The organism is Pseudoalteromonas sp. DL2-H2.2 (assembly GCF_021532535.1).
In the GTDB taxonomy this organism is placed as follows: Bacteria; Pseudomonadota; Gammaproteobacteria; order Enterobacterales; family Alteromonadaceae; genus Pseudoalteromonas; species Pseudoalteromonas rubra_A.
Genome location: NZ_JAKGBD010000002.1, coordinates 602,791 through 628,425 on the forward strand (window position 1 = coordinate 602,791; position 25,635 = coordinate 628,425).

At 48.6% G+C, this 25,635-nt stretch carries 28 protein-coding genes and 1 other RNA gene; 11 read left to right on the forward strand and 18 right to left on the reverse strand.

All coding sequences use genetic code 11. From position 1 onward, the window contains the following. Positions 1 to 247: 247 nt before the first annotated feature. Positions 248 to 1,279 (forward strand): energy transducer TonB, encoded by a 1,032-nt coding sequence (locus L1285_RS05325; protein WP_235411266.1) that lies wholly within the window; start codon positions 248 to 250, stop codon positions 1,277 to 1,279. Positions 1,280 to 1,440: 161 nt separating this feature from the next. On the opposite strand, the gene L1285_RS05330 is transcribed toward L1285_RS05325, so the two are convergent. Continuing rightward, positions 1,441 to 2,295 carry a LysR family transcriptional regulator gene (locus L1285_RS05330; RefSeq protein ID WP_235411267.1) on the reverse strand — a complete coding sequence of 285 codons (855 nt, stop codon included), beginning with the start codon at positions 2,293 to 2,295 and terminating at the stop codon, positions 1,441 to 1,443. Positions 2,296 to 2,381: 86 nt separating this feature from the next. Here L1285_RS05330 and L1285_RS05335 point away from each other — a divergent pair, with 86 nt between their 5' ends. Next, positions 2,382 to 2,603 carry a DUF2798 domain-containing protein gene (locus L1285_RS05335; protein ID WP_235411268.1) on the forward strand — a complete coding sequence of 74 codons (222 nt, stop codon included), beginning with the start codon at positions 2,382 to 2,384 and terminating at the stop codon, positions 2,601 to 2,603. After that, positions 2,593 to 2,925 carry a putative quinol monooxygenase gene (locus L1285_RS05340; RefSeq protein WP_235411269.1) on the forward strand — a complete coding sequence of 111 codons (333 nt, stop codon included), beginning with the start codon at positions 2,593 to 2,595 and terminating at the stop codon, positions 2,923 to 2,925. The genes L1285_RS05335 and L1285_RS05340 overlap by 11 nt, the downstream gene beginning before the upstream one ends. A 42-nt stretch (positions 2,926 to 2,967) precedes the next feature. Here L1285_RS05340 and L1285_RS05345 read toward each other — a convergent pair whose 3' ends face one another. The 5 genes from L1285_RS05345 to L1285_RS05365 form a co-directional block, all read right to left on the reverse strand. Beyond that, positions 2,968 to 3,834: a hypothetical protein gene (locus tag L1285_RS05345; protein WP_235411270.1), complete on the reverse strand. Its 867-nt coding sequence runs from the start codon at positions 3,832 to 3,834 to the stop codon at positions 2,968 to 2,970. A gap of 135 nt (positions 3,835 to 3,969) precedes the next feature. After that, positions 3,970 to 4,422 (reverse strand): hypothetical protein, encoded by a 453-nt coding sequence (locus L1285_RS05350; protein WP_235411271.1) that lies wholly within the window; start codon positions 4,420 to 4,422, stop codon positions 3,970 to 3,972. Positions 4,423 to 4,538: 116 nt separating this feature from the next. Beyond that, positions 4,539 to 4,763 (reverse strand): helix-turn-helix transcriptional regulator, encoded by a 225-nt coding sequence (locus tag L1285_RS05355; RefSeq protein ID WP_046005356.1) that lies wholly within the window; start codon positions 4,761 to 4,763, stop codon positions 4,539 to 4,541. After that, positions 4,756 to 5,265, reverse strand: coding sequence for a hypothetical protein (locus tag L1285_RS05360; protein ID WP_235411272.1), 510 nt, complete (start codon positions 5,263 to 5,265; stop codon positions 4,756 to 4,758). Before L1285_RS05360 ends, L1285_RS05355 begins: the two co-directional genes overlap by 8 nt. Before the next feature lie 154 nt (positions 5,266 to 5,419). Continuing rightward, the gene (locus L1285_RS05365) at positions 5,420 to 6,313 is read right to left on the reverse strand and encodes a hypothetical protein (protein ID WP_235411273.1); all 894 of its coding nucleotides are present in this window, start codon (positions 6,311 to 6,313) and stop codon (positions 5,420 to 5,422) included. Positions 6,314 to 6,504: 191 nt separating this feature from the next. On the opposite strand from L1285_RS05365, the gene L1285_RS05370 reads away from it, so the two are divergent. Then, positions 6,505 to 8,619 carry a winged helix-turn-helix domain-containing protein gene (locus L1285_RS05370; protein ID WP_235411274.1) on the forward strand — a complete coding sequence of 705 codons (2,115 nt, stop codon included), beginning with the start codon at positions 6,505 to 6,507 and terminating at the stop codon, positions 8,617 to 8,619. 92 nt (positions 8,620 to 8,711) lie between these two features. Here L1285_RS05370 and L1285_RS05375 read toward each other — a convergent pair whose 3' ends face one another. The 3 genes from L1285_RS05375 to rsmI all read right to left on the reverse strand — a co-directional run bounded on the left by L1285_RS05375 (position 8,712) and on the right by rsmI (position 10,914). Further along, positions 8,712 to 9,227 carry a hypothetical protein gene (locus L1285_RS05375; RefSeq protein ID WP_235411275.1) on the reverse strand — a complete coding sequence of 172 codons (516 nt, stop codon included), beginning with the start codon at positions 9,225 to 9,227 and terminating at the stop codon, positions 8,712 to 8,714. 381 nt (positions 9,228 to 9,608) lie between these two features. Beyond that, an RNA gene (rnpB, locus tag L1285_RS05380) (RNase P RNA component class A) lies at positions 9,609 to 9,991 on the reverse strand. A gap of 59 nt (positions 9,992 to 10,050) precedes the next feature. Then, positions 10,051 to 10,914, reverse strand: a complete 864-nt coding sequence (rsmI, locus tag L1285_RS05385; RefSeq protein ID WP_235411276.1) for a 16S rRNA (cytidine(1402)-2'-O)-methyltransferase — start codon at positions 10,912 to 10,914, stop codon at positions 10,051 to 10,053. A 63-nt stretch (positions 10,915 to 10,977) separates the two neighbouring features. Between rsmI and L1285_RS05390 the strand changes: the two genes are divergently transcribed. The 4 genes from L1285_RS05390 to dolP are packed head-to-tail and all read left to right on the forward strand — an operon-like array spanning position 10,978 to position 14,395. After that, positions 10,978 to 12,870: a penicillin-binding protein activator gene (locus tag L1285_RS05390; RefSeq protein ID WP_235411277.1), complete on the forward strand. Its 1,893-nt coding sequence runs from the start codon at positions 10,978 to 10,980 to the stop codon at positions 12,868 to 12,870. A gap of 3 nt (positions 12,871 to 12,873) precedes the next feature. Next, positions 12,874 to 13,239 (forward strand): YraN family protein, encoded by a 366-nt coding sequence (locus L1285_RS05395; RefSeq protein WP_235411278.1) that lies wholly within the window; start codon positions 12,874 to 12,876, stop codon positions 13,237 to 13,239. Between the two features lies 1 nt (position 13,240). Continuing rightward, the gene (locus L1285_RS05400) at positions 13,241 to 13,825 is read left to right on the forward strand and encodes an SIS domain-containing protein (protein ID WP_046005342.1); all 585 of its coding nucleotides are present in this window, start codon (positions 13,241 to 13,243) and stop codon (positions 13,823 to 13,825) included. Between the two features lie 3 nt (positions 13,826 to 13,828). Next, positions 13,829 to 14,395 carry a division/outer membrane stress-associated lipid-binding lipoprotein gene (gene dolP, locus L1285_RS05405; protein ID WP_046005341.1) on the forward strand — a complete coding sequence of 189 codons (567 nt, stop codon included), beginning with the start codon at positions 13,829 to 13,831 and terminating at the stop codon, positions 14,393 to 14,395. 63 nt (positions 14,396 to 14,458) lie between these two features. On the opposite strand, the gene L1285_RS05410 is transcribed toward dolP, so the two are convergent. From L1285_RS05410 to zapE, 8 genes are all read right to left on the reverse strand, one after another. Next, positions 14,459 to 14,902: a ClpXP protease specificity-enhancing factor gene (locus tag L1285_RS05410; protein WP_235411279.1), complete on the reverse strand. Its 444-nt coding sequence runs from the start codon at positions 14,900 to 14,902 to the stop codon at positions 14,459 to 14,461. Then, positions 14,902 to 15,528 (reverse strand): stringent starvation protein SspA, encoded by a 627-nt coding sequence (gene sspA, locus L1285_RS05415; protein WP_046005339.1) that lies wholly within the window; start codon positions 15,526 to 15,528, stop codon positions 14,902 to 14,904. Before sspA ends, L1285_RS05410 begins: the two co-directional genes overlap by 1 nt. 127 nt (positions 15,529 to 15,655) lie before the next feature. Then, positions 15,656 to 16,393 carry a cytochrome c1 gene (locus L1285_RS05420; RefSeq protein WP_235411280.1) on the reverse strand — a complete coding sequence of 246 codons (738 nt, stop codon included), beginning with the start codon at positions 16,391 to 16,393 and terminating at the stop codon, positions 15,656 to 15,658. Then, on the reverse strand, positions 16,390 to 17,682 hold the full coding sequence (locus tag L1285_RS05425) for a cytochrome b (RefSeq protein WP_046005337.1): 1,293 nt from the start codon (positions 17,680 to 17,682) through the stop codon (positions 16,390 to 16,392). The genes L1285_RS05420 and L1285_RS05425 overlap by 4 nt, the downstream gene beginning before the upstream one ends. Beyond that, entirely contained in the window at positions 17,682 to 18,272 is a 591-nt protein-coding gene (gene petA / locus L1285_RS05430) for a ubiquinol-cytochrome c reductase iron-sulfur subunit (RefSeq protein WP_046005336.1), read from the reverse strand. Before petA ends, L1285_RS05425 begins: the two co-directional genes overlap by 1 nt. Before the next feature lie 504 nt (positions 18,273 to 18,776). Next, positions 18,777 to 19,166 (reverse strand): 30S ribosomal protein S9, encoded by a 390-nt coding sequence (rpsI, locus tag L1285_RS05435; protein WP_046005335.1) that lies wholly within the window; start codon positions 19,164 to 19,166, stop codon positions 18,777 to 18,779. A 12-nt stretch (positions 19,167 to 19,178) separates the two neighbouring features. After that, a complete protein-coding gene (gene rplM / locus L1285_RS05440; protein WP_010386604.1) occupies positions 19,179 to 19,607 on the reverse strand; it encodes a 50S ribosomal protein L13 in 429 nt (142 codons plus the stop codon). Positions 19,608 to 19,899: 292 nt separating this feature from the next. Beyond that, complete coding sequence (gene zapE, locus L1285_RS05445) at positions 19,900 to 20,994, reverse strand: cell division protein ZapE (protein ID WP_235411325.1); 1,095 nt, start codon at positions 20,992 to 20,994, stop codon at positions 19,900 to 19,902. Between the two features lie 143 nt (positions 20,995 to 21,137). On the opposite strand from zapE, the gene L1285_RS05450 reads away from it, so the two are divergent. The 3 genes from L1285_RS05450 (at position 21,138) to L1285_RS05460 (ending at position 24,297) form a co-directional block, all read left to right on the forward strand. Then, positions 21,138 to 21,590: a YhcB family protein gene (locus L1285_RS05450; protein WP_235411281.1), complete on the forward strand. Its 453-nt coding sequence runs from the start codon at positions 21,138 to 21,140 to the stop codon at positions 21,588 to 21,590. A 111-nt stretch (positions 21,591 to 21,701) separates the two neighbouring features. Further along, entirely contained in the window at positions 21,702 to 23,054 is a 1,353-nt protein-coding gene (locus L1285_RS05455; protein ID WP_235411282.1) for a DegQ family serine endoprotease, read from the forward strand. A gap of 160 nt (positions 23,055 to 23,214) precedes the next feature. Then, positions 23,215 to 24,297, forward strand: a complete 1,083-nt coding sequence (locus L1285_RS05460) for a trypsin-like peptidase domain-containing protein (RefSeq protein WP_235411283.1) — start codon at positions 23,215 to 23,217, stop codon at positions 24,295 to 24,297. A 64-nt stretch (positions 24,298 to 24,361) separates the two neighbouring features. Here the strand turns inward: L1285_RS05460 and murA are convergent, their stop codons facing one another. Beyond that, positions 24,362 to 25,627 (reverse strand): UDP-N-acetylglucosamine 1-carboxyvinyltransferase, encoded by a 1,266-nt coding sequence (gene murA / locus L1285_RS05465; RefSeq protein ID WP_235411284.1) that lies wholly within the window; start codon positions 25,625 to 25,627, stop codon positions 24,362 to 24,364. Between the last annotated feature and the right edge of the window lie 8 nt (positions 25,628 to 25,635).

Genomic DNA, 25,635 nt, shown 5'->3' on the forward strand with positions numbered 1-25,635 from the left:
AGTTAGTCGCAGGTGATGAAGCTGTAAAGCGGATAAAACGAATTACTATGATAGAAAAAACAGCTGGTTGCTTAAACCACAGACATACTACAGTCATATTCATTTGAAACCATATCAGGGACTCAGCTATGAGTTGCCCTTATCACGCACGGATGACACGTGTATAATTTTCGCTTCGCGCTTAATCGACTTATTTAGGCGTAACGCTCTGATATGGTTGTCGGAGCCAGAAATTGGAATACTCACAATGAAAAAAGCACTACTTTGCCTGATCACAGGCCTACTCTCTTCACCTACATTTGCCGACGCGCGATTTGTGCGAGCCAAATTAATTGAAGACGGTGGCTCAATACGCCCGTCAGAAGCGATAGAGGGCAGTCGACGCGAACACTGGGCTTTTGTCGACTACATGGTAGACCCGAACGGCAAACCCGTACATGCACTAGTCGAAGCCTCGGCTCCCAGGCAAGTTCACGAAGCTAAATCAGCTTTAGCAATGCGCACTTATCAACCTGCCCGGCTGGGTGAAAACGCAATCACTTCTGCCAGTCAGTTGCCGATCCGATTTAATAAGGTGTTTAAACAATACACCAATAACAATGTTTCCAGTGCGTACAGTAAGTACTTTGACGAGGCAAAGCGCTTGGTGGTCAGCAATCAAATGGCCAAGGCCAAGCCCGCACTAGATAGTCTGGTCGAAGATCACACCAAAAACCTCACTGAACAAGCCTACACCGCTTGGTTAATGAGTGCGTACTACTACAACGTACAGGACTGGCACCAGTACGAATATCACCTGAGAGAAGCTGTGCACCTTCATCACTTGCTTACGCCAGATTTGGCATTGATGTCGATGCAAAGTCTGATGAACCTGGAGGTCTATCAGAAACAATACGGTAATGCGTTTGAAACCCTGCTCAAAATGCGAGGGATCAAAAACAAACAACTGTCTAAGCAAACTATCACTGAGTTTAGTGCGCAGCTGCAGGAACAAATTGACGCCAACCCGGTCATCACGGTCACTGCCAAACTGGCTGAATTACGCACCTGGCGCCATACACTTAACCGCAGTACCATTTCACTCAGTGCAGAAAACGGTAGCCTGAGCACTGCAGCTTTGTACTGTGAAAATGGCTATCAGCGCTTCGGCGAACTGCCGGTGAAAAACTATCAGGTTCCTGAAGCTTACGGCAGCTGCTATCTGGCGGTACAAGGTGAAGCCGACACCCAAATCACCTATCGCGAAGAGGGTGATGCCCGTTTTGGACTTTATCTGTAAATTTGACAAAAAAATGAAAAACCAGTGATCCGAATAATCAGATTATTCGTTTTATAGGATGAAGGGTTCGCAGTACGGTGTACTAAACAATCCCCTTCGCGACGGCACTGATAAACGCGCACTTTAAGTGCGCGTTTTCTCTTTTATCAAACCGATAAAACTTATTTGCTCACCACATCAACCAAATTACCCCGAAGCACATCTGAGCACTGACCCGCCTGACGCAACAAGGTAATAAACGCTTGCGTAAGAGGAGGCGGTTGCTGCGCGTTGGCCCACAATGCATAGACCGGGCGCACATGCTGCCACTCGCCCACATAGCTAAACGGTTTGTTCAGTTCAGCGACTTCTGTCATCGGCAAGACGGCCGCCCCCAGCCCGGATGCAACCATTTGTCTGGCTAACGTGATGTCTCCCACGTAAGAGAGGTGATCAAAGCGGGACACTAGATCGCGCCACAATGCAGAATCCGGAATTTGTTCCTTTTTAAATGGCATGAACAAGGTGTTCGTTTCTTTTGCCTGCTCAGGCACCACACACTTTAGTGCAATCTCGCCGATACGCGTGTGATAGCAGTTGGAATCCTGCAATGTGCCCACCCGAATGATCACATCGAAACGCTTCTGGCTCAGCAACACATTGGTATTGTCCGGTTCAATGTGCAGCACAAGATCCGGATGGGTGCGCTGAAAAGATTCAACCACAGGATATAAAGGGCCATTGATCAAATTCTGCGGACACAATAAGTGAAATGCGCTGACTTGCGGGCTTAACAACGCGGTGCTGTCAGCTTGCAGGGCCAGCAGCGAAGGGGCCATTTTTTCATAGACGACCTGGCCATGAGATGTGGCTAACACACCACGCGCTGAGCGATTCAGCAGGCTGTACCCAAGCCGAGCTTCCAGCGCGGCGATCCGTTTAGAAATAGTTGGTGCGCTGAGACTTAACGCATCAGCCGCTTTCGCAAAACTGCCCCGGCGAGCCACTTCAACAAAGAGCAGCAAATCATCGAGCATGTGGTTTTCCTTAATCTTAGCTTGCTTATTCTGACATTCCGCTTCTGCTCGCGCCCGCTATGATGGGTATAAAACGGAGGAACGCGATGCTAAAACTGATATTTACGACTTTATTTTCATTTTGCCTGTCGACACTGGTGTCGGGCTGGGTCACCTATGTCAATCTGGGTGTCGCGCCCGGATTTTTGCAGCACTGGTTCAAAGCGTTTATCCATGCCTGGCCCGTTGCTTTAATCACGGCTTACCTGCTCAGCGGGCCAATCCACTCTCTTACTCACTTTATTCTGGAGCGAAACCATGTCAAATGACACATTACACACTGAACACACCCCAAGCGACGGTGCAATCAACCTGGTCGCCTATATTAATCCAAAAGCCGCTTACTACCAAAGCTGTAAGTCTGCGATTGAGGATATCATTGAGGTAACACGACAGGAGCCCGGGTGCCTGCGCTTTGAACTCTATGAAAACGCCGCGCAGTCTCAGCTGACATTGATAGAACGGTTTGCCGAGCAAAGTGCGTTTGATTTTCATCATCGCCAGCCATACACCCAGGCGGTCTATCGACTTTATGAAAAGGCACTGGAAAAGCCCGCTGAATTGCATTTTATGAGCAGTATCAGCATATAAAGCGGGACAAAGTGCCCGCACACTGTGGGCACTCTGGCGGGGTCATCCTTTCTCTGGGCGAAGCGACTCGATCACCTGAGCATCCACCCAATAAATATCCCCTTCTGCCAAGCCGGCATCGCGGTTAAAGAAAAGATACTTACCATCGGGCGTTACAGTGGCTGAAGCTTCCCGGCCCGGCGTATTCACTTGAGGACCTAAGTTGATGGCCTTACCCCAGCTGCCGTCTGTTTGCCGAAAACTGATATACAAATCACTGTAGCCATACCCGTCTTCCCGCTGACCATCCCAGATAATATAAGAGTCATCAGACGCAATAAACGGATGTGCATTGTATTTGCCGGTATTGACCTCAGGGCCAAGTACCACAGGCGCCTGCCGCTGGCCGTTGCGCACCTCAGAAATACGAATGACATCCCCACTTTTATAATCGTCCAGAATATAAGTACCTTTGCTGGACGAAGTCAGGCGCATGATCCCCCAGTCATCCCGGTCAAACATCGGGCCGAGCACCTGCAACGACCCCCAGCCACAGGCAGTACGTTCCATATAGTATTTTCCTAAATGCATGGTTTTTCCGTCCGGTGCCAGAAAAGGCCGCCCCACTCGCGGGCCAATCATCTGCTCATGCCATTGATTGTTACGCTGGATATAAGACATTAAGGTCCATTTACCGGTATCCTTATCTCTGCGGGTGAAGTAGAACTCCGTCATATCGGGCGAGAAGAAGGCATTATAATCCCGGTGCATGGTAGAGACTAATCCGGGGGCAAACACTTGCGGTACACCTCCCGGTTTTTTTTGCCCCAGATAGGGTCCGGTAGGTGCGTCTAAAGTCGATTTGGCCTGGTTCTCTGTACTCATTAATGATGCTGACACCAGCACCATCAGTAACATGATTGGCTTCATAGTAAAACTCCTTTGGCTAAGCCGCGATCACTGATATCACTCAGTTTAAGGAGTTCACCGGGTATAACATGAAGTTTGCCTGATGTTTCGCTGAAACAATTAAAAAGCAATTAAATCAAAAGGAAAAAACAAGAGTTAAACCATTTGCGCACTGCGTGTCTTACTCAGCTGCTCAAGGACATCGATTGCTTTTAGATACAACTCACTGGATTCTTTACTATGCCCTCCCATGGCAGAGGACAGCTGGTAGGTATGACGCATATCACTCAGGAGATCGTGTTTCTCGAACGGATCTTCATGCATCGAGGTAGGGGCGCCTATTGCCATCATTTCACCTGTGCCGATAAGCCCGCCATCAAACAGTTCTCTGGATAAACTGCGCATGTCACCTGCCGACATATTGTGCACATCGTACTTGGCTGCAAGTGCTTGCCACTTATTTTCCGCTTGCCGGGCTGTGTCACTGAGTGTGACGGTATCGCTTTTTGCTGTATCCGCAGCGGTTTGCTCGTTGGTGGTGTAACCCGTACGTGTTGTGTAGACCTGACTGGCGGCACTGGCGCCTGTATTTGCATTAATTGCGTTCATTTAGATGTCCTTCCATTTCACTGAGATCAACGCGAGTTAGCTCTGCGATAAACCCAGCAAGCCCGCAATTGGTCTTTCTAATTTCACAATTAAAAGCAATTTAAGTGCCAGGCTCACTAGCCGAGCTCATTTCCCGTATACTGAAAGACCGCTTCCAGGGGTTCGCCAAATACCCGAGCAATTTTAAAAGCCACTTCCAGTGACGGAGAATATTTTGCCGCCTCAATTGCCATGATGGTTTGCCGGGTAACACCAACGCGCTCTGCCAGTTCCTTTTGGGTCATCTCACCCGCCATAAACCTCAAAGTTCTGATTTGATTTTTGATAGTGCACTCAGCCATAAGGTGTCACCATGCGGTTTCTGATCAGCTGAGTTGCGTAATTGACTAGTTCCGCCAGCAAAAAGGCGCCAACCATGATGTGTAACGTGAAAAACGGCAACGGCACATGCTCGGCAAACCCCATACCGTTTTGCTCAAAAGCATATTGTCCAATCGCAAAACAGACCCCGGCCTGAAGCGTCCATAACGCATATTTATTGCCCACCAGCGACACCTGTTTTTCTCGTTCATCCATAGGCTGATCGACTTCGCCATCACTGACCAGCTCCAGCAGTAGCTGACTGGCAATAGACAAAGCAATCGAAATTCCCACAACTTTGACGAGCAGTTGAGATATCCAGACCCCACTGGCGAGCTGTTCTGCTGTAGCCATCATCAGACTGGAGGCGTAGAAATAGACCACAGCACCGGTTACCAAAAGATCTAAGCTCAAAGTCAGATCCCGAAAGCTCAGCGAGTCGAGCAGCGCCTTGAGCACTTTCAATTTTTCATTGCTTGTCATGACTACCATCCTTAACTCAAAGTAAAAATTATTTGACTTTATACTGGTCAAAATTCAAACCAGTGTCAAATATCTTTTACTTCTGGTTATAAATGCATGACATCACAGCCCCTGGTGGGCGTCATCGCTTATGCAGAGCTGGATGCTCAAAACCTCAATAAACGGGCCTGAGGTCGTCGATGATTTTTGCATCGACCCAGAACAAGTCGGACTGCGCTTCGCCTGCTTCTCCTTTAGGCTTAACCATTCTGTTGAAAAATAAGTATTTACCATCTGGCGTCACCTGAGGCCCCCCTTCTTCGGCGGCGGTATTGACCCGCTCACCCAGGTTAATCGCCTCACCCCAGGCACCATCAGGCTGGCGGAAACTGATATAAAGATCGGAGCTGCCAAACCCCTGCTCCCGCTCACCATCCCACATAACATAAGACTCGTCGGGCGCGATAAACGGGTGGGCATTCCACTTGCCGGTATTAATTGCCTTACTGAATGCTTTTGGCGTCTGCCATTCACCCTTATCCCAGCTTGCATACCTTAATACGCCATTGCCGTCGCGGGTAAACTCGTCGAACACTAGCGTGCCCTTGCGCGACATTTTAAGGCCCATCATAGGGATTTCATCAAATGCGGGGCCAAGCTTTTTCATTTCAGACCACCCGTCTGAAGTCCGCGTTTTATATTGCTTGCCGTAAAACACCCTTTGACCATCCGGGCTGTAATATGGCGCACGACCGGTTTGCTTGGTCACGACTTTTTGCCAGCCTTCGGCAGCTCTTTTGAATACCACGGACGCCGTTTCACGCTGGCCTTTGTTTATCCGCCACCGGGACACATAAAGCACCTCTTTATCCGGCGCAAAATGCACCGCATCTCCCCAATCGGGCGTCGACACTAACCCAGGGGCAAACACTTCGGGCGTGAGTCCGGGAGGGTTTTGGCCCAGATAAGGGCCGGTCAATCCGGGCAGCACACCTTGAGCATGGCTGTTGCTGCACAGCAACAGGGTAACAATAGGAAAAAGTAACGTTGGTAATTCAGACTTCATCATATATTCTCCATGTAAGCGGATAGATAAGCCTTAACCTTAATCGTTTCAAAAATTAAAACTGGGCTTTATAGTGACTTCTCGCTGACTTTAATCTGTAAACTATAAAAAGCATTACTATCAAAACCCTACATAAAATTTCACTGTAAGGATTTGGTACAGGTGCAGAAAGCGCCGAGCGCACTAGGGATGTTATGACACAGCAATACTGGGTTGGTGAGTTTTTTGTAGACTTATCGCGTAACCAAATCACCGTAAACCAAGAGGTCAAAACTTTAGCACCCAAAGCACTGTCGGTACTGACCGTGCTGGCTCAGCAGCAGGGCCAGGTGATCAGTCAGGACGCAATACTGGATGCAGTCTGGCAGGATACCATCGTCTCGCCTAATACTTTGCAACGCTGCATTGCTCAGTTAAGAAAAGCACTGGGTGATGATGGCAAAGAGCAGCATTTTATTAAAACCCACGCCAAGCAGGGCTATAGCCTGGAGTGTGACGTACGCTGGCAAACCCAGCCGCCAAGCGCAGCACCGGCACAGTACACAGAAGACACTCATCCCGAACCAAGCCACACACCTGCGCCCGCGCAAATACGCTCCCGCTCGCAATTCGGATTTGCCCTGTTTGCGGCGGCCTTTTTTATTGTCGGTCTCGCGGCTTCGGTATTGTTTGAGCCAAGTTCAAGCGAACAGCTGACCATCAGCGAATTTCGCCCCCTCACAGCCACCGATAATCGCGAAGTGGCCGGGGTTTACTCACCCGATGGCGAATATATCGTATTCCATCGTTTTTCGACTGAACTGTGCCGTAACAGCATCTGGGCAAAGCGCATCGACACCCAACAGGAGTTTCGCCTGACGAACAATCTGGATATCAACGGGCAGCATCAGTTTTCACCCGATGGCAAAACCCTGGCATTCGTGCAGACCTCAACCTGTGTGCAACCCGTCACCCAGAAACTCTGTTATCACCTGATGACGCTGGATTTCAATAAAGCGCTGCAAACACCGCAAACCCCAACTCGAGTACTGGAATGTAAAAATTCACAGATAAGAGAGCCACAATGGCTCGACAGCGAGCATATTGCACTGCTACAAAAAACGGATGAGCGCTGGAAACTGATCCGCTACTCAATGACAGATAACACCAGTGTGCCTCTGTATGAGGTAAGCGACGGCGACATCATCAGCTATGATTATTCCCGTAAAGACGGCCTGCTGGCAGTCGTGCACCTTGGTGAGGGAGAGCACTATTATCTGGATATGCTGAGGCCCGATGGTGAGCTGGTATCCAGTCACCGTATACACTACCCAAATACCATAGCCCGTTTCAGGCCCGTCTACCCCAATTTTTCGCCCTATGAGAACCAATTGGCCTTCAGCACCGGTCGCCAGTTATATACCCTGACCTATCAGGGACAAGTCAGCCCCGTGACCCTGCCAGTTGATGAACCTATGGGTTCACCCGTGTTTCATCCCGATGGTAACCGTATGCTGGTGATCAAGGGGCAATATGACAGTGATATTTTGACTATACCGTTTGGCAATGAAGCCTCGCTACAAACGTCGCAAGCGACAATCCTTGAGCGCTCCACCAAAGAAGAAAGTAATGCGGTGTTTCAGCCGGGTGGTAACCTGCTCGCCTTTAACTCAGCGCGCTCCGGACAAATGCAGATCTGGCTCAGCGACGGGCAAGTGCCCCGCCAGCTCAGTAACTTCCCAATGGATACCTTTTTATATGAAACTCACTGGTCAGCCGATGGCACTGAGCTTTTAACTAACGCCGACAAAGCATTGGTGAAGTTCGCGCTGGATGGCACTGCGCACGCCATTACCCTGGCGCACCCGGTAGAGCAATTGTTTTACTGGGACAGCCACTCTCAGACGGCACTTGCCCAGCTCAAAATAAATGGCGTGCTCACATTTGCCGAGCTGAACCTGACAAACTCAGCCATACGTGTTCTGAACGACCGCGAGGTCACCTGGGCGCTCAAAACCGCAGACGGTAGCCTGGTTTACACCGATCATATGGATCGCTTCTGGCGATCCGGTTCGGTTGAAGACGAGTTGATTGAGCCACTTCTGGATCAGGGCAGCGAGCGGCGCTTTACGGCCTTTGGCAATACCCTGTACGGGATCAATGAAAACGCACAATTGTGGTCTTACGATCTGCACAGCGGTAACTTTAAGATCTTAACCACAGTGGCAAATGATATTGTCCGTATTTCGGCCGTCAACGATGAGCAGATCTTGCTGATCAAGCAGCTTACATCCCGAAAAGAAGTGGTGGAGTTGCTGCTGGCGGACTGAGAGTCAATAGCTGAAAAATAGAAAAGCGACTCGCTTAAAAAACGAGCCGCTTTAAGTATTGCAGATCTTATTAAAAATTAAACTGAGTATGTTTATAACATTGTGCTACAACAGCCCGTGTCACAACCGCAACAAGAAACTGCACCACAACATTTAAAATATTGCCCTGTAGAACACTTACCACTGCAACAATCACTAGAAGATGCCATCGTGCCGATAGAACTCACATCGGCATCGTTCAGCTGTGGTTTTTCGCTACAATCCATACTCGTTAACTTTTGGACTAGGATTTTGTCTATAGTAATGGTACGAGCCTTTCCTTTAATAGATACTTCAGAAGCATTTTGACCCGATAGAGTCATTGAACCCTCTTTATTCTCGAAGTAGGAAATATCAGAAGTTAATAGCTCAACCCAGCTCCCACCAATATTCTCCTGAACGGAGTGGCTGATCATGGGAAACACACCCGCTTTGTGATCATGGAGTGCGGCTGTCAGTCTCACGCGATAGGTTTCATTTTTGTGCTCATCCATAAATGTAATGGTGCCTGGCACGCCAATAGCCAGTTTAGCAGATGCTTTTCCAACACTGTTGCCGTTGATCTCCATGTCAAACTTGTAGTCAAGTGCTTTAACTTTTAGGAAGCTTTCTTTTTGACCCTGAAAGTTAACCTACTTTGCTAAAACGCCGTTGAACAACAAAAGGGATAGTACAACAAAAAACGTAGTGAAAAGTTTCATAGATTACCCTTATGAAATACATTAATTATAAAAAACTTCATAAAAATAACACCAAAAACAATACAACAACACAAGTTACATAAAAGAAAATTTAATGATGCTTTTATATATCAAAGTGTACATGCGTTATCGCTCTAACTCGCTGAACATGCTCTGAAAGAGCAACAGAATTGTTTGTTAACCAGAGAAGTGAAATGAGGAAGTATTTTCCAGCGCCTAACTAGCTTTGTTAAGCGCTGGAATTAAAATGGGGTGAGTCAGCCTGTAAGCCGGGTTCTGTTCTCTCCCGAGGGAGATCGATAATCATTCGTCTAGGCTTGGGATCGCTCCCAAGCTCGAGCAACCTACCCGGTTCCCGTGCGGGCCACACGTTCTTATTAAAAAGATGGAACCCTATTTGGTCTTGCTCCGGGTGGAGTTTACCTTGCAACCAACTGTTACCAGTGGTCCGGTGCGCTCTTACCGCACCCTTTCACCCTTACCGGTTCCGAAGAACTTAGGCGGTCTTCTCTCTGCTGCACTTGTCGTAGGCTCACGCCCCCCAGCCGTTAGCTGGCACCCTGCCCAATGGAGCCCGGACTTTCCTCCCCCTGATCATTTTCGTCACAGGCAGCGATTATCCGGCTGACTCAGGCGGGCGATTATACGCACCTTTACCAAAAAACGCAGCATCAATTTACGTTATTTGAGTTTATTCTCCTTCACGCTCGGCAATAATCGCTTTATACAGGGCGTTTTTCTTCAATCCGAAGTACTCGGCGGCAATGCCACAGGCTTTTTTCAGCGGCATTTCCCCTTCCAGCAGACCTATCAACTGTTTGGCTTCCGGCGTCATTTCGCTGCTCACCTGAATTTTGCCCGGCAGCATCAGCACCAGCTCACCCCGCTGGCGTTCAGGTTCGTTTTCAAGAAAGGCGATCAGCTCACAGACGGGTCCGCTGAAAAAGGTTTCATAGGTTTTGGTCAGCTCTTTGGCGAACACCACCTGCTGTTGCTCACCCAGTGCCGTTTGCAAGTCAGCCAGGCTGGCCATAATACGGTGGGTGCTTTCGTACATAATGCTGGTGATGCCGGACTCATGCGCTTCCTTAAAGAAGCTCTGACGGGCTTGGCTTTTAGCCGGTGTAAAACCGATAAACTGAAAGCGATCGGTTGGTAACCCTGAGCAGCTTACCGCAGCAATTGCGGCACAAGCACCAGGCACAGGCGTGACCTGAGCGCCGGCTTCGCGGCATAGGTTCACTACAGCGTAGCCTGGATCGCTAATAAGCGGTGTGCCGGCATCGGATACCAGCGCGATGTCCATACCCTGCTCCAGCCAAGTTAGGATCTGCTGCGCCTTTTGTTTTTCGTTATGGTCGTGCAGCGCAAAGGTTTTTGCTTTTATGCTGAAATGGCTCAATAATTTACCTGTGTGACGCGTGTCCTCAGCAGCCACTAAGTCGACGTCTGCCAGCACTTTCAGCGCACGTTCACTGATGTCTTCTAAATTGCCTATGGGTGTGGCAACGATATACAGGGTGCCAATTTTGTCTGAGATTTCGGCATTTGTCATTGAGCTCTCCAGGGTCAGTCAGTAAGATATCCACAAACAAAAGGTATGAGTAAAGGTTTGCGAGTGCGACTGAAAAATATAAGTCTAGTGATTGCGGTATTGTCGGGGTTATCGGCCTGCGGTACAACCCCTAAAACGGCATCAACACAAGACAAACAGACATTAGCGACAACCACCACCGCACCAGCCGAACAACTGGATGCGCAGGGCTTGTTTGATAAAGCGAATCGTAAACAAGGCGCAAGTAAAATTCAGTTGCTGTATCTGGCAAGACAGGCCGCTATTGACGAGCAAAACTGGCCCATTCTGGAAAAAGCCTGCAGTGAACTCGAAAGCAAGGCCAGTGTCGACCATGTACAAAACAAGCTGTATACCGCGCTTGCCCGTCAGCAACAGCAAAAATACAGCAGTGCGCTGGCGTTACTGCAATCCTTAGAAAGCAAACTAAAGCTGCCTGACCATCAGGCCTGGCATCAGTACCTGATGGGCAGCGTATATGCCGCTCAACAGCTTCCCAAAAAAGCACTGGTGCATTACTTTAACAGTGCGGATCTGGCCAATAAACATCAATTAAACATTGCAGGTCTCAACCAGGATATCTGGCAGGCACTGCAACAGCTGTCGTCGTATGCACTGGAGCGTTTTGATCGCGGCACGGTGATCCAGCAGGGCTGGGTTAAGCTGGCCAAATATCATCAGATTTACCTGGGCTCGACGGTGCAGCTTCATCAGGCGCTAAATAACTGGCAACGCCGCTATACCAGTCACCCGGGCAGTGAAATCATCCCGACGGAAGTGAAAACCACTTTGGATCTTGCACCGTATGATGTCACCCGCATTGCTGTACTGTTGCCTACCTCGGGCAGCAGTGAGCGCCTGGGCAGAGCCCTTAAAAACGGTTTTCTCGCGGCGATGGATAGCAATCGGGTTGAAGAAATTTTCTTTATTGACGAAACCCTGGATGTGGCACAGATAGACAGGGAGCTTGGGCAAAGTCAGGCCGAGTTTGTCATTGGCCCACTCCTTAAAAGCAATGTCGAAAAACTCACTGAAAGTACCTATTTAGCGACAACACCGGCACTGTTTTTAAATACACTGGATATGCCCGCTGCGCTTGGCAACCCCAATCATTATTACTTTGCGTTAGATCCCGAGCATGAAGTGGAACAGGCAATGGTGCATTTCCTCGCGAAGGGCTATCAAAAACCTATGCTGCTGGCCCCGGATACGGCTTCCGGTAAACGCCTTATCAGCCACTTTGAAGCTCAGTGGCAGCGTTACAGTGAAACCCGCCCTGAAGTGGGCTTTTACTCTGACAGTGAAAACATGGCCGAAGTGGTTGGCCAGCTACTCGAGGTCGACAGCTCCAAACAACGGATCAATACGATTAAGCGTATGTTTCGTAAAGAGCTGGAAAGCGAAACCCGCTCTCGCCGTGATATCGACGCCATTTATATCCTCGGAGATGCCATCGAAACCCGCCTGCTTAAACCGTATTTGGACGTCAATGTCAGTACCTTTGCCGATCGGATCCCGCTCTATGCCAGCTCGCGCAGTTACAGCAAGCAGATAGATAAAACAGACAAAGGCGATCTGGAAGGCCTGTTTTTCACCGAAGTGCCCTGGATGCTGCCCGGCGCGGTTAAATCGCAAAGCTTGCGCGAACAACATACTCAGTTGTGGCCCGAGCAATCGGATATTGAACAGCGCCTGTTTGCCATGGCCTATGACGCGCTGAATCTGATCCCGGAAATAAAACAGTTAAGCAAAATACCTGGCAAAGAATTTGATGGCCTGACCGGCGCGCTCACCATTAAGGAAGCCAACCGTATTAATCGTCAGCTCAGCTGGGCACAGTATCATAAAAACCAGATCCGCCTGGTCAGTTTAGATCAGCGCCCGCCTACGCCGCTGTTTATGAAACAGCTGTATGAAGATTATCAGGCACAAAGGTAGACGATGTTCGGCAAGCTATTCAGTCATAGCCGGGAGAAAGGTCAGCACTATGAAGAGGTTGCTGAAACTTATCTCAAGAAACAGGGTCTTAAAGCCATGGCGCGCAACTACCTGTGCCGCTATGGTGAAATAGACCTGATCATGAAAGAAGGTGAAACCTGGGTATTTGTCGAGGTCAAATTTCGTCGTGGCGGCGGCTTTGGTGGTGCAATACAGGCACTGAGTCAAAGTAAGTTACAAAAACTACGTCGCAGTATATATAATTATCTGCAACAATCTGCGTTGCACAATGTCCCTGTACGAGTAGACTTTGTGGCAATTCAAGGCGATAAAAACCCAGATATCCAATGGATTAGAAATATTACTTAGTATGCAAGAATCAATAAAAGAGATCTTTACCGAAAGTATTCAAGCACAAATTGCCGCAGGTGAAGCACTGCCTGAGGTCTTGGAGTCGACGGCTTATGCCATTGCGCAATGTCTGATCAATGGCAATAAACTGATCTGCTGCGGTGTGCCCAGCTGCCACATGATTGCAGAGCACTTCAGTAACCTGCTGGTGAACTACTTTGAAACAGAGCGCCCTTGCCTTCCTGCACTGACCCTGAGTCAGACGCAGATCAACCTCAGCAATGGCGACGAAAGCCAGGGTGCAGATTACTTCGCCCGTCAGGTACGCGCTATCTCCAATCAAAATGACTTACTCTTTGTTGTGGCCATTGACGGACACGAAAAGAGTGTGATCAGTGCGGTTGAAGCGGCGCTGACCAGTGATCTCAATGTTATTGCATTGATTGGTGACGATGGTGGCGAACTGACAGGCTTGCTGGGCCCGAATGATGTAGAGATACGCGTGCCCAGCAAACGGGCCAGTCGCATTCTGGAAACCCACCTGTTTACCGTACACTGTCTGAGCCAGCTCATTGACAATATTCTCTTTCCACAGGACGCATAAAAGATGTTAAAACGACCTGCACTGATACTTTGCTCCGTATTACTGATCCAGGGCTGCGCTGCAGCTGTGGTTGCCGGGACCGCTGGTGCCGTTACCTCGGCCAATGACAGACGGACTTTGGGCTCACAAATTGACGATAACAATATCGAAATCAAAGGCACACTGGCACTCAAACGTATTCCCGCGCTGGCCAATCACGCCAATATCAGCTTGGTCAGTGTCAACGGCCACGTACTGATGGTCGGCCAGGTCAGTACCGTCGAAATGAAACAGCAAGCTCATAACACCCTCAAGGGCGTACAGGGCATTAAACGTATTTATAACCAGCTGCGGATCGGCAGCAACATCGGCATTACCACACAAACCAACGACAGCTGGCTGACCACCAAAGTCAAAACCAAGTTGATTGCCGATGACCACATTGATGGTGGCAATATTAAGGTGGTCACAGAAAACAGCGAGGTCTTTCTGATGGGCCTGGTCAATCAGGATGAAGCAGAACGAGCGGTGGATATTGCCCGCAATGTACACGGCGTACTGAAAGTCGTTAAAGCATTCGAAATCTTGTAATAGTTAATAACTATGTATATAAAAAAACCTGCCAGAAGGCAGGTTTTTTTGTTGTCTGACGTGCTACTTTATCACTCTCAGGTGAGAGGCTTTCTTCGCTTTTTCAGGCGTTTCTTTGTCTGCTGAAGGAGTTTCAGCAGGTTCCTCTGTCACCTCAGTCTGAGCAGGCTCCTCTAAGTGTTCATCATCCTGTGGATGGTCCGACTCAGAGAAGATTGTACCTTCGCCATTTTCACGCGCATAAATCGCCAGTACAGCACCAATGGGAACATAAACCTGCATGGGCTGACCAGAGAAACGCGCATTAAAGCTCAGTGCGTCATTGTCCATTAAAAAGTTAGCAGCTGCTGAAGGACTCACATTCAGCACAATCTGCCCCTGCTGAACAAACTGACGTGGCACTTCAACTGCCGGATACTCAGCATCGACCACAATATGTGGTGTGCACTGGTTATCTACAATCCAGTCGTAGAAAGCACGTAATAGGTAGGGGCGATTCGAAGTCATTAGCTGCGGATCTCACGCTCGGCTTCAGTCAGTGAAGCCTGGAATGAATCGCGCTCAAACAAACGCAGCATGTATTCTTTGAGCTCTTTTGCACCGGCACCTGACAAATCAATGCCAAGTTGCGGCAAACGCCACAATAGTGGAGCCAGGTAGCAATCAACCAGGCTGAACTCTTCACTCATGAAGTAAGGTGCTTCACTGAAAATAGGGGCAATCGCAAGCAGCGCTTCTGTCAGCTCTTTGCGTGCCTGCTCGGCATCACCACCACCTTGGGTGATTTTTTCTGCCAGGCTGTACCAGTCAGTTTCGATACGATGCATCATCAAACGGCTGCGACCACGCATAACAGGGTAGACAGGCATTAATGGAGGATGAGGAAAACGCTCATCTAGGTATTCCATTATGATATTTGCCTGATACAGACCAAGCTCTCTGTCGATCAGAGTGGGAACTGTACCATAAGGGTTAATCTCATGCAGTGCCTCTGGCAAGTTGTCCTTTTCAGCCAGATGAATATCGACACTTACCCCTTTCTCGGCCAATACGATACGAACCTGATGGCTGTACATACAGTTTGCACCGGAGAAAAGAGTCATAACAGGGCGCTTATTGGCAGCAACGGCCATGCCTACCTCCATAAATTAATGACAAAGTAATAACATCACTTTAATACCAATTTTATGTAATAAAATCGATAAAAACAGCAATAGGGGCTAAAGCCCCTATTGCATCAATTGCTGGTAAGTGTCCAGATTAATGGACATCTCTCCAGTATTCTTTCTTCAGCAGGAATGCCAGAATGAAGAAGATAACCAGGAAGCCAAGTACCTTAATACCCAGAGCTTCTGATTGCAGGCGTGAAGGTTCACCAACATAAGCCAGGAAGTTAGTCAGGTCGCGAACCGCCTGATCATATTCATCCGCACTTAGCTCACCCGAGCCGTCTGTTGTAATGCTTTTCACTTTCCGAACTTTTACGCCGTGCTCTTCCACTTCTTCAAATTCAGCAGTGGGCACACCTTGTAGCTCCTGCAGTACGTGTGGCATACCAACCAGTGGGAACACTGAGTTGTTTACACCAAACGGACGGCTTTCGTCTACGTAGAACGACTTCAGGTAAGTATATACCCAGTCAGCGCCACGTACACGCGAAACCAAAGTCAGATCTGGTGGCGCAGCACCGAACCATTTTGCAGCATCATCAGTATCCATGGCGTTAAGGATGTGACCACCGACTTTTGAATCATCAAAAATAAGGGTTTCTTTACCAATTTCAACCGGAATACCGATATCACGGAAAGTACGCTCATAACGTTGATACTGCATCTGGTGACAACCCAGGCAGTAGTTCATGAACAACTTAGCACCGCGCTGCAATGACGCATTGTCAGTCAGGTCGTTGTTCGCTTCCAGTAGTGGAACCGACGGACCCGCTGCCATTGCAAAGGTAGGCAGCAATGCGAATAAACCAATTAGTAGCTTTTTCATCATTTCGTCAACCTCGTTGGCAATGGCTTAGTAGTTTCATTCTTCGAGTACACAAACAGCAGTACGAAGAACATGAAGTAGGTTACCGTACAAATCTGTGACAGGATTGTTGAAGTCACAGTTTGTGGTGTTGCACCAGCCCAACCCAGGATGAAGAAGGTAACAACGAACTGAGCAATGTTCAGCTTGTGGATACCACTACGGTAGCGGATTGAACGAACCTTACCACGGTCTAACCAAGGCAGTAATGCCAGCATCACGATAGACACACCCATAGCGATAACCCCTAACAGCTTGTCAGGAATCGCACGCAGAATGGCGTAGAAAGGCGTGAAGTACCAAACTGGGAAGATATGCTCTGGTGTTTTCAGCGGGTTAGCCGCTTCAAAGTTAGGCGCTTCTAAGAAGAAACCGTTCATTTCAGGCATAAAGAATACCACCCAGCAGAACAGGATTAAGAAGCCAGCAACACCCAGAATATCTTTAACGGTGTAATACGGGTGGAAAGGGATCGCATCAACGATGTCTTTCTTACTCGTGTAGTACTCATGGAACTTGAATTTAGGCTTGTCTTCTTCAGCAACAGTGCCTTTTTTACGCTTGATGTCGATACCGTCTGGGTTGTTAGAACCCACTTCATGTAGCGCAACAATGTGTAGGAATACCAGAATAACCAGTACCAGTGGCAATGCGATTACGTGCAATGCAAAGAAACGGTTCAGGGTTGCGCCTGAGATTACGTAGTCACCACGGATCCACAGAGTCAGGTCATCACCAATCACCGGGATTGCACCAAACAGTGAAATGATTACCTGTGCACCCCAGAATGACATTTGACCCCAAGGTAGTAAGTAACCCATGAACGCTTCAGCCATCAGTGCCAGGAAGATCAGCATACCGAATACCCACAGCAATTCACGCGGCTTCTGATAAGAGCCGTAGATCATGCCACGGAACATGTGCAAATAAACCACTATGAAGAATGCCGACGCACCGGTCGAATGCAAATAACGAAGTAACCAACCGTACTCTACATCACGCATGATGTATTCAATTGAAGCAAATGCGCCTTCGCCTGAAGGAACATAGTTCATTGTCAGCCAGATACCGGTCAGGATCTGATTAACCAGTACCAAAATGGCCAGCGAGCCAAACAGGTACCAGAAGTTAAAGTTTTTAGGTGCTGGGTATTGCGCGATATGCATATTCCAGACACGCGTCATAGGAATACGATCGTCAATCCAGTTTATCACAGCGCCGATTGCGCCTGGCTTATCAACCTTCGCAGTCATTATGCAACCCCTTCTTCTTCACCTACCAAAATGGTAGTGTCGTCAATAAAGGTATACGGCGGGATCTCCAGGTTCAACGGAGCTGGTACAGCCTGGAATACCCGGCCGGCCATATCGAACTTAGAACCGTGACAAGGACAGAAGAAACCATGTTCAGTACCTTCAACCTTTTCACCAAAGCCACCATTGAGGAATGACGGAGAACAACCTAAGTGAGTACAAATACCGACTGCGACAAAAATCTCAGGACGCTTAGAACGGTGAGGGTTTTTGGCAGAGTCGAGCTGTTGTGGCTCTTCTGAGTTAGGATCACGAAGGTTAGCTTCGTGTTTTTTCATTTCATCCAACATCGCAGGCGTACGATACACAACCCATACAGGTTTGCCTCGCCACTCAACACGAATCAATTGTCCAGGCTCAAGCTTGCTGATATCTACTTCTACAGGCGCACCTGCAGATTTAGCTCGCTCACTCGGATTCCAAGACGCAATAAAAGGAACAGCAGCTCCAACCGCACCAGCGCCACCTACGACAGAGGTTGCGATAGTTAAGAAGCGACGTCGGCTGTTGTCTACAGGCGCATTGCTCATCCACTTATCTCCACTATGATTCTCAACACTTGCTATATTGAGAACATCAGTTACAGCAGGTTAATTTTAAGAAACTACAAAATAGACGCGATCATAAATAAATCCCTTGATTAAAACAAGGTTATTCCAGCACCATGCCCGAATAAACCCACGAATATTAGGGGATTGGTTACTTCGAGCATGAAGCCGATTTACTATGATAAAACGTCATACGCGACCTTTCACTGACTAAGATCAAGCCCTGCAGGCGAGCTATCAAAATTTAACCAGTGTTTTCGCGACTCATTACTTGCCCCGCAATTGTAGCAAAAAAATGCGCTGAGATATCGTCCGAACTCGACTAATTATTATAATTATTGAACTTTTTTGACCATAAATCTGGTCGAGGGGTTGGATCAGGGAGCGAGGAAAAAAATAGACAGTGAAAAGTGTGCTGTTTTACATATTACCAGACACAAAAAACCCAGCACGAGGCTGGGTTTTGCAATTCTGAAACGTAATAAATTAACGTTTTGAGAACTGAGTCTTCTTACGTGCTTTCTTAAGACCAACTTTCTTACGCTCAACTTGACGAGCATCGCGAGTAACAAAGCCAGCTTTACGCAGAGTTGGACGTAGTGACTCGTCAAACTCCATTAGTGCACGAGTGATACCGTGACGGATAGCACCAGCTTGACCAGTTGAACCACCACCTGCAACAGTGATGTATAGGTCAAACTTTTCTGTCATTTCAACTAGCTCAAGCGGCTGACGAACAACCATGCGAGAAGTTTCACGACCGAAGTACTCTTCGATAGAACGCTGATTAATTACGATGTTGCCAGTGCCTGGGCGTAGGAATACGCGAGCACTTGAACTTTTACGACGACCTGTACCGTAGTATTGATTTGCCATGAGTAGTGCTCCTTAAATGTCTAGAACCTGAGGCTGTTGAGCCGCGTGGTTATGCTCGTTACCAGCGTAAACTTTCAGTTTACGGAACATTTCACGACCCAGAGGACCGCGAGGTAACATGCCTTTAACTGCTTTTTCGATGATCATTTCAGGCTTTTTAGCTTGAAGCTTCTCGAAGTTTACAGATTTAAGGCCACCTGGGTAACCAGAGTGTGCATAGTACATTTTGTCCTGAGCTTTGTTACCAGTTACAGTAACTTTCTCAGCGTTGATAACGATGATGTAATCACCAGTGTCAACATGTGGAGTGTACTCAGCTTTATGCTTACCGCGTAGGCGAGAAGCGATTTCAGTAGCAATGCGACCTAAAGTTTTACCTTCAGCGTCAACTACGTACCAGTCACGTTTTACAGTTTCTGGTTTAGCAACAAACGTTTTCATTATAAAAATCCAAAGTTTTCAGTTAAAACCACAGGTAGTCCGAATGACTACCGCTCTACTTTTTGGTGCTTTAACCCCTTCGAGTTTAAGACTTTTTTGCCGCTCAAGTCAGTGGCTAAGCCGACGAGGGCAATAGTAACGCAACGTGGCAGGCCGCGGATTATAGCAAGGGTTTTGCCACGATGCTAGGGGATGGCTGTTTTTTCCACAAAAAACATGCCATTCTCTGAAATAGGTGTGAATTGCCAGTTTTAAGGCACAATGCATGGGTTATGCATACATTATGTACGCATTATGCAAGGTGCTCACGGGCGAGATACTCCAGCGACTGCATTTCCTGTAAGCGGCTGATACAGCGTTTAAACTCAAAGTTCAGTGTACCGTCGGTATACAGCTCTGTAATCGGTGCTTCTGCCGAAATGATTAAGGTCACATTGCGCTCATAGAATTCATCAACCAGCGCAATAAAGCGTCTTGCCGCATCATCGTTGTTCTGCCCCATCTGTTTTACATCCGATAAGATAACGGTGTTATACAATCGGCTGATCTCCATGTAATCGACCTGAGAGCGTGCGGTTTCGCACAAGGCACTAAAGTCAAACATGACAATGCAGTCAGATACTTTACGAGTCTGGATCAGGCGCCCTTCAATCTCAATTGGCTCGTTCAGTTTACCGGGTTCAGGCGAGAGCTTATCGAAGTACTCAAACAGATTGTCATCGGCTTCTTTGCCCAGCGGGCTGTGGAATATTTCGGCCTGCTCTAAGGTACGCAGACGATAGTCGATCCCCGAATCCACATTGACCACGTCGGTGTTTTCATTCACCAGTGCAATGGCCGGTAAAAAGCGCGCGCGCTGCAAACCATTGCGATAGAGTTCGTCCGGAATGATATTGGACGTGGCGACCAGCACGATGCCTCGTTCAAACAAGGCTTCCATCAAACCGCCCAGCAACATGGCGTCGGTAATGTCCTGGACAAAAAACTCATCAAAACAGATGATATCCGTCTCAGCCTTAAAAATATCCGCAACAACTTCCAGCGGGTTTTTCACTTCCTTGAGTTTTTTTAGCTCATCGTGCACACGGTGCATAAAACGGTGGAAATGCACTCGCATTTTACGTTCAGTTGGCAGTGCTTCATAAAACGTATCTACCAGATAGGTTTTGCCACGGCCCACCCCACCCCAGAAATAAAGCCCTTTGACTTTGGGCTGAGGCGTTTTCTTCAGGCCAAACAGGCTACCCAGCAGGCTTTTTTTGACCGGCACTTGATTGACCAGGTCGTCATACAATCTTTGCAGGTGCCTGACGGCATTTTCCTGTGCGCTGTCATAGTGAAAATCATCACGCTGTAAGTCTTGTTGGTACTTTTCCCAGGGCGTCATCATCTTTTTTATTGTCGAAGAGCAGTTTTATTTACCCGCTATATTAACACGCATCGAAACTCAGCGTATATTTAAGCTATCGAAGTCGATTATTTTTTTGCATTCGGTGTGCCATCAGGTGACACCATCAACAGGAGTACTTTATGACAACAATCGCCTGGTTCGGGATCCTTGTAATAGTCGCAATCGCTGCTTTCTTCGCGGGCACATTACTGACTAAAAAACGCTTCAAGCATGATGAACTGGAACAACAAGCGCAAGAAGCGCAGCATGCATTGGAACAATATCGCCAGGATGTCAGTGATCATCTGGCAGACAGCAAAAAATTGATGGCCAAGCTGGAGGAAAACTACACCCTGCTGAACCGCCACTTTGAAGAAGGCAAACAGCTCCTCAGCCAGGACAAACCACTGCCCAGTGAACCTTTCTTCTCTAAAGAAACCACCGAGCAGCTGCATGCTTCTCTGCACATGCGTGATGAAAAACGCCGCGCCAGTGAGCACACCCACGACGCACCACCAAGTGATTACGTTGAGGGAGAAAGCGGCCTGTTCAAAGGAGAAGGGTCACAAAGTGAGCAATTAAAAGCCTCTTGATGAACTTTTTTTTGACCCCATAGTCTGTAGAAATAGCAATTGAATAATGGGTGATGCGCGAACGCGCGTCGCCCAACGGACTAACGCTGTTTCCAGGAGAATTCCACGACTATGAAACTGAAATTATCATTACTTACCGCAGCGCTACTTTCTTCAAGCTTATTCTTATTACCCGAAACCAGCCATGCGCGCTTGCCTGTCGCCGTGGATGGCCAGCAGCTGCCTACCCTGGCTCCGATGCTGGAAAAGGTCACCCCCGGGGTGGTCAGTATTCAGGTCTCGGGCGCAAAAGAAGTACGCCGACGCGTTGATCCATTTGATTTCTTTTTTGGTAACCCTGCCCCACGCTCTCAGAAACGCCCTTTCAGTGGCTTAGGGTCTGGTGTCATCATTGATGCAGACGAAGGGTACGTGGTCACCAACAACCACGTTATCGATGAGGCAGACAATATCGTGGTCACCTTAAAAGATGGCCGGGAGTTTAAAGCAGAGCTGGTTGGTGCAGACAAAGAATCTGACATCGCGTTACTGCAAATCGAGGGCGAAGATCTCACTGCCGTGAAATTGGCAGACTCTGATCAGCTCAGAGTGGGTGACTTCTCGGTCGCCATTGGTAACCCATTTGGCCTGAGCCACACTGTGACCTCAGGGATTGTCAGTGCGCTGGGCCGCAGTGGCCTTAACATTGAAGGGTATGAAGACTTTATCCAGACCGATGCTGCCATTAACCAGGGTAACTCAGGTGGCGCACTGGTCAACTTGCGTGGTGAACTTATCGGGATCAATACCGCTATCCTCGGTGCTTCGGGCGGTAACGTCGGGATCGGATTTGCCATTCCCTCAAACATGATGAAAAACCTGGTCGACCAGATCATTGAATACGGTCAGGTACGTCGTGGCTCACTGGGGATCCGGGGTCGAACGCTTGATGCGGGCCTTGCCAAAGCACAGGGTTTTGATGTTAAGCAAGGTGCCTTTGTACAGGAAGTGGTTAAAGACTCAGCAGCAGATGAAGCCGGTATTAAAGCGAATGACGTGATAGTTGCGCTCAATGGCGACAAGATAGAGAGCTTTGAGGAATTACGCGGCAAGATAGCAACGCTGGGCGAAGGCAAAAAAGTCAAAATCGAGATTTATCGCGACGGAGACACACGTACGCTTAATGTCGAATTAAAAGGTCAGAGCGAGCAACGTGCCGAAGCCGATCGCATTCACCCTAGCCTTCAAGGCGCGGTACTTGAGAGCGGCGAGCGTAATGGCAATCAGGGCATTGTGGTCGTCTCTGTAGAAGAGCGCTCACCCGCTGCCCGGGTTGGTTTGCAAGAAGGGGATGTCATTATGCAGGTCAACCGTCAGCGTGTTACCTCTGTGCGAGACATGAAGCGCTTGATTGACGACATTCAGGGTAATATTGTTCTGGGTATTAAACGCGGACGCGACTCGGTGTTTTATCTCATTCAGTAACCCGCAACACGCACCTGATTTAATTTGAGCAAACAAAAACACAGCGGCCATGGTCGCTGTGTTTTTATATCTACCCACTTCTTTGAGTCGCGCATTAATGCAGATTGGTATCAATTATGCCATCATTACGTTCTACACCGATAACTAGACAAAAATAACCGTGTTTAAATTACTCAAGCTCATTATCCCGCCAGTCTTTATTGGCTTAGGCCTGGCATTGATTATTATCTGGTTCACACCCGAGTTGCGGCAAAATGCCCTGCGCCTTGAACTGAAAAGCCATTACACCGCTCAGCATATGAGCTTTGCGTCTGGCGTTAACCGCGCAGCCCCGGCTGTGGTGTCGATTTTTTCAGAAAGCTTTAGCAATCAGCCGAGATTCAAACGACAAAATACGGTTCAGGAGCTGGGTTCCGGTGTGATCATGAGCCGTGAAGGCTATATCCTGACAAACTATCATGTCGTCAATAATGCCGACCAAATCATTGTACTGCTGCCGGATGGCCGGTTATTTAACGAAGTACAGTTGGTGGGATATGACACCATCACCGATCTGGCGCTGTTAAAAATCAAGGCTGAACACCTTCCCGTGATCCCGGTTGACGATACCTTTAGCCCACAGGTGGGTGATGTGGTGTTGGCCATTGGCAATCCGCTGAACCTGGGACAAACCATCACTCAGGGGATCATCAGTGCCACTGGCAAGCAGACCCTGACAGACAGCCAGTATAATAGCCTGCTGCAAATGGACGCTGCGGTGAACATGGGCAACTCAGGCGGCGCACTGGTGAACTCCAATGGCGATCTGGTGGGGATTACATCGGCCCAATTCAGAGCCCGATACAATATTGATATCCAGGGTATTTCGTTTGCCGTGCCCTACTCTCTGGCCAAAGACGTGATGGCTAAACTGATCAAAGATGGCCGGGTGATCCGCGGTTACCTGGGATTCAGAGGCACTCCGGTCGACAATACCGGGCAGGAAGTCACCAATGTGTACACCACCATAGTCGGCTTACGGATCAGCGATCTCGACCCACTGGGTCCGGCCTGGCAAGCTGGTATGAAGGAAAATGACATTGTCACCAAAGTAGCCGGTGAGCCCGTGAAAAACCCACAGCAGACCCTGCGTAAGATAGGCAACACAGCACCGGGAACCCAGCTGGAGTTTGAAGTCTACCGGGGCAATCGTCACCTAACCTTTATGGTGGAAGTGGCTGAGCTGGAAACGCCAATTTATTAGCCCGGCAATAAATTGAAGCAATAAAAAAGCGAGCTCAGCTCGCTTTTTTATTCGGTGTCATTTTTTAATTGTGGCGGCGCTTAATCTTCGCGCCCAGCTTACTGAGCTTATCCTCAATACGCTGATAACCCCGGTCAACATGGTAAATGCGATCAACCACCGTCTCACCACTGGCAACAATACCAGTCAAGATCAGACTGGCCGATGCCCGCAAGTCAGTTGCCATCACCTGAGCACCAGATAAGAACTCGGTTTCACCACAGTAGGCCGTATTGCCCTCAAGACGAATATTGGCCCCCATACGCTGCAACTCAGGCACGTGCATAAAGCGATTTTCAAAAATCGTTTCGGTAATGGTCGCGCTGCCATTGGCCACCACATTCAGTGCGGTAAACTGCGCCTGCATATCGGTCGGAAATCCAGGATGCGGCATAGTTTTAATATTCACACCCTGAAGCTCACGGCCCCGCATACTGACAAAAATGCTGTCCTGCGCTACCTCTACCAAGGCATTGGCATCGCGCAGCTTGTCTAATACCGGCTCCAGGCTGTGGTAGTCTGTATTTTTACACAAGACTTCACCCTGGCTCATGGCTGCCGCAACTAAAAAGGTACCGGTTTCTATTCTGTCCGGGAGGATCTTGTGCTCACACCCACGCAGAACATCGACCCCTTCTATTTCAATACGACTGGAGCCGGCACCCGAGATCTTCGCGCCCATGGCAACCAGACACTCTGCCAGATTGACGATTTCAGGCTCGCGCGCTGCGTTTTCCAGCACCGTTTTACCGTCTGCCAAAGTGGCCGCCATCAAGAGGTTTTCGGTTGCGCCAACGGATACGGTTTCCATGAAGATTTCGGCGCCATGCAAGCGCTTACCCTGTTCAACATGGGCATTAATGTAGCCGTTTTCGACACGGATGGTTGCACCCATTTTTTCAAGCCCGGCAATATGCAGGTCAACCGGACGCGCACCGATGGCACAGCCTCCCGGCAACGACACCTGCGCTTTACCAAATCGTGCAACCAGCGGCCCTAACGCCAGCACTGATGCACGCATCTGCTTAACCAGCTCGTAAGGCGCCAGTACTTTATCGACCTTGGCACCATCGATCTCTAACAGCTGACCGCGCCAGTTTACCTCTGCACCTAAAGTGCGTAATAAGGCTTCTGTAGTCCCTATATCCCTGAGTCTGGGTACATTACTGAATGTGCTTTTTCCATCGGCCAGAATCGCCGCAAACAGAATTGGCAGGGCTGCATTTTTAGCCCCGGAAATAGTGACTTCACCGTTTAAAGTGGTGCCACCTTGGATAACAAACTGATCCATTGTGGCTC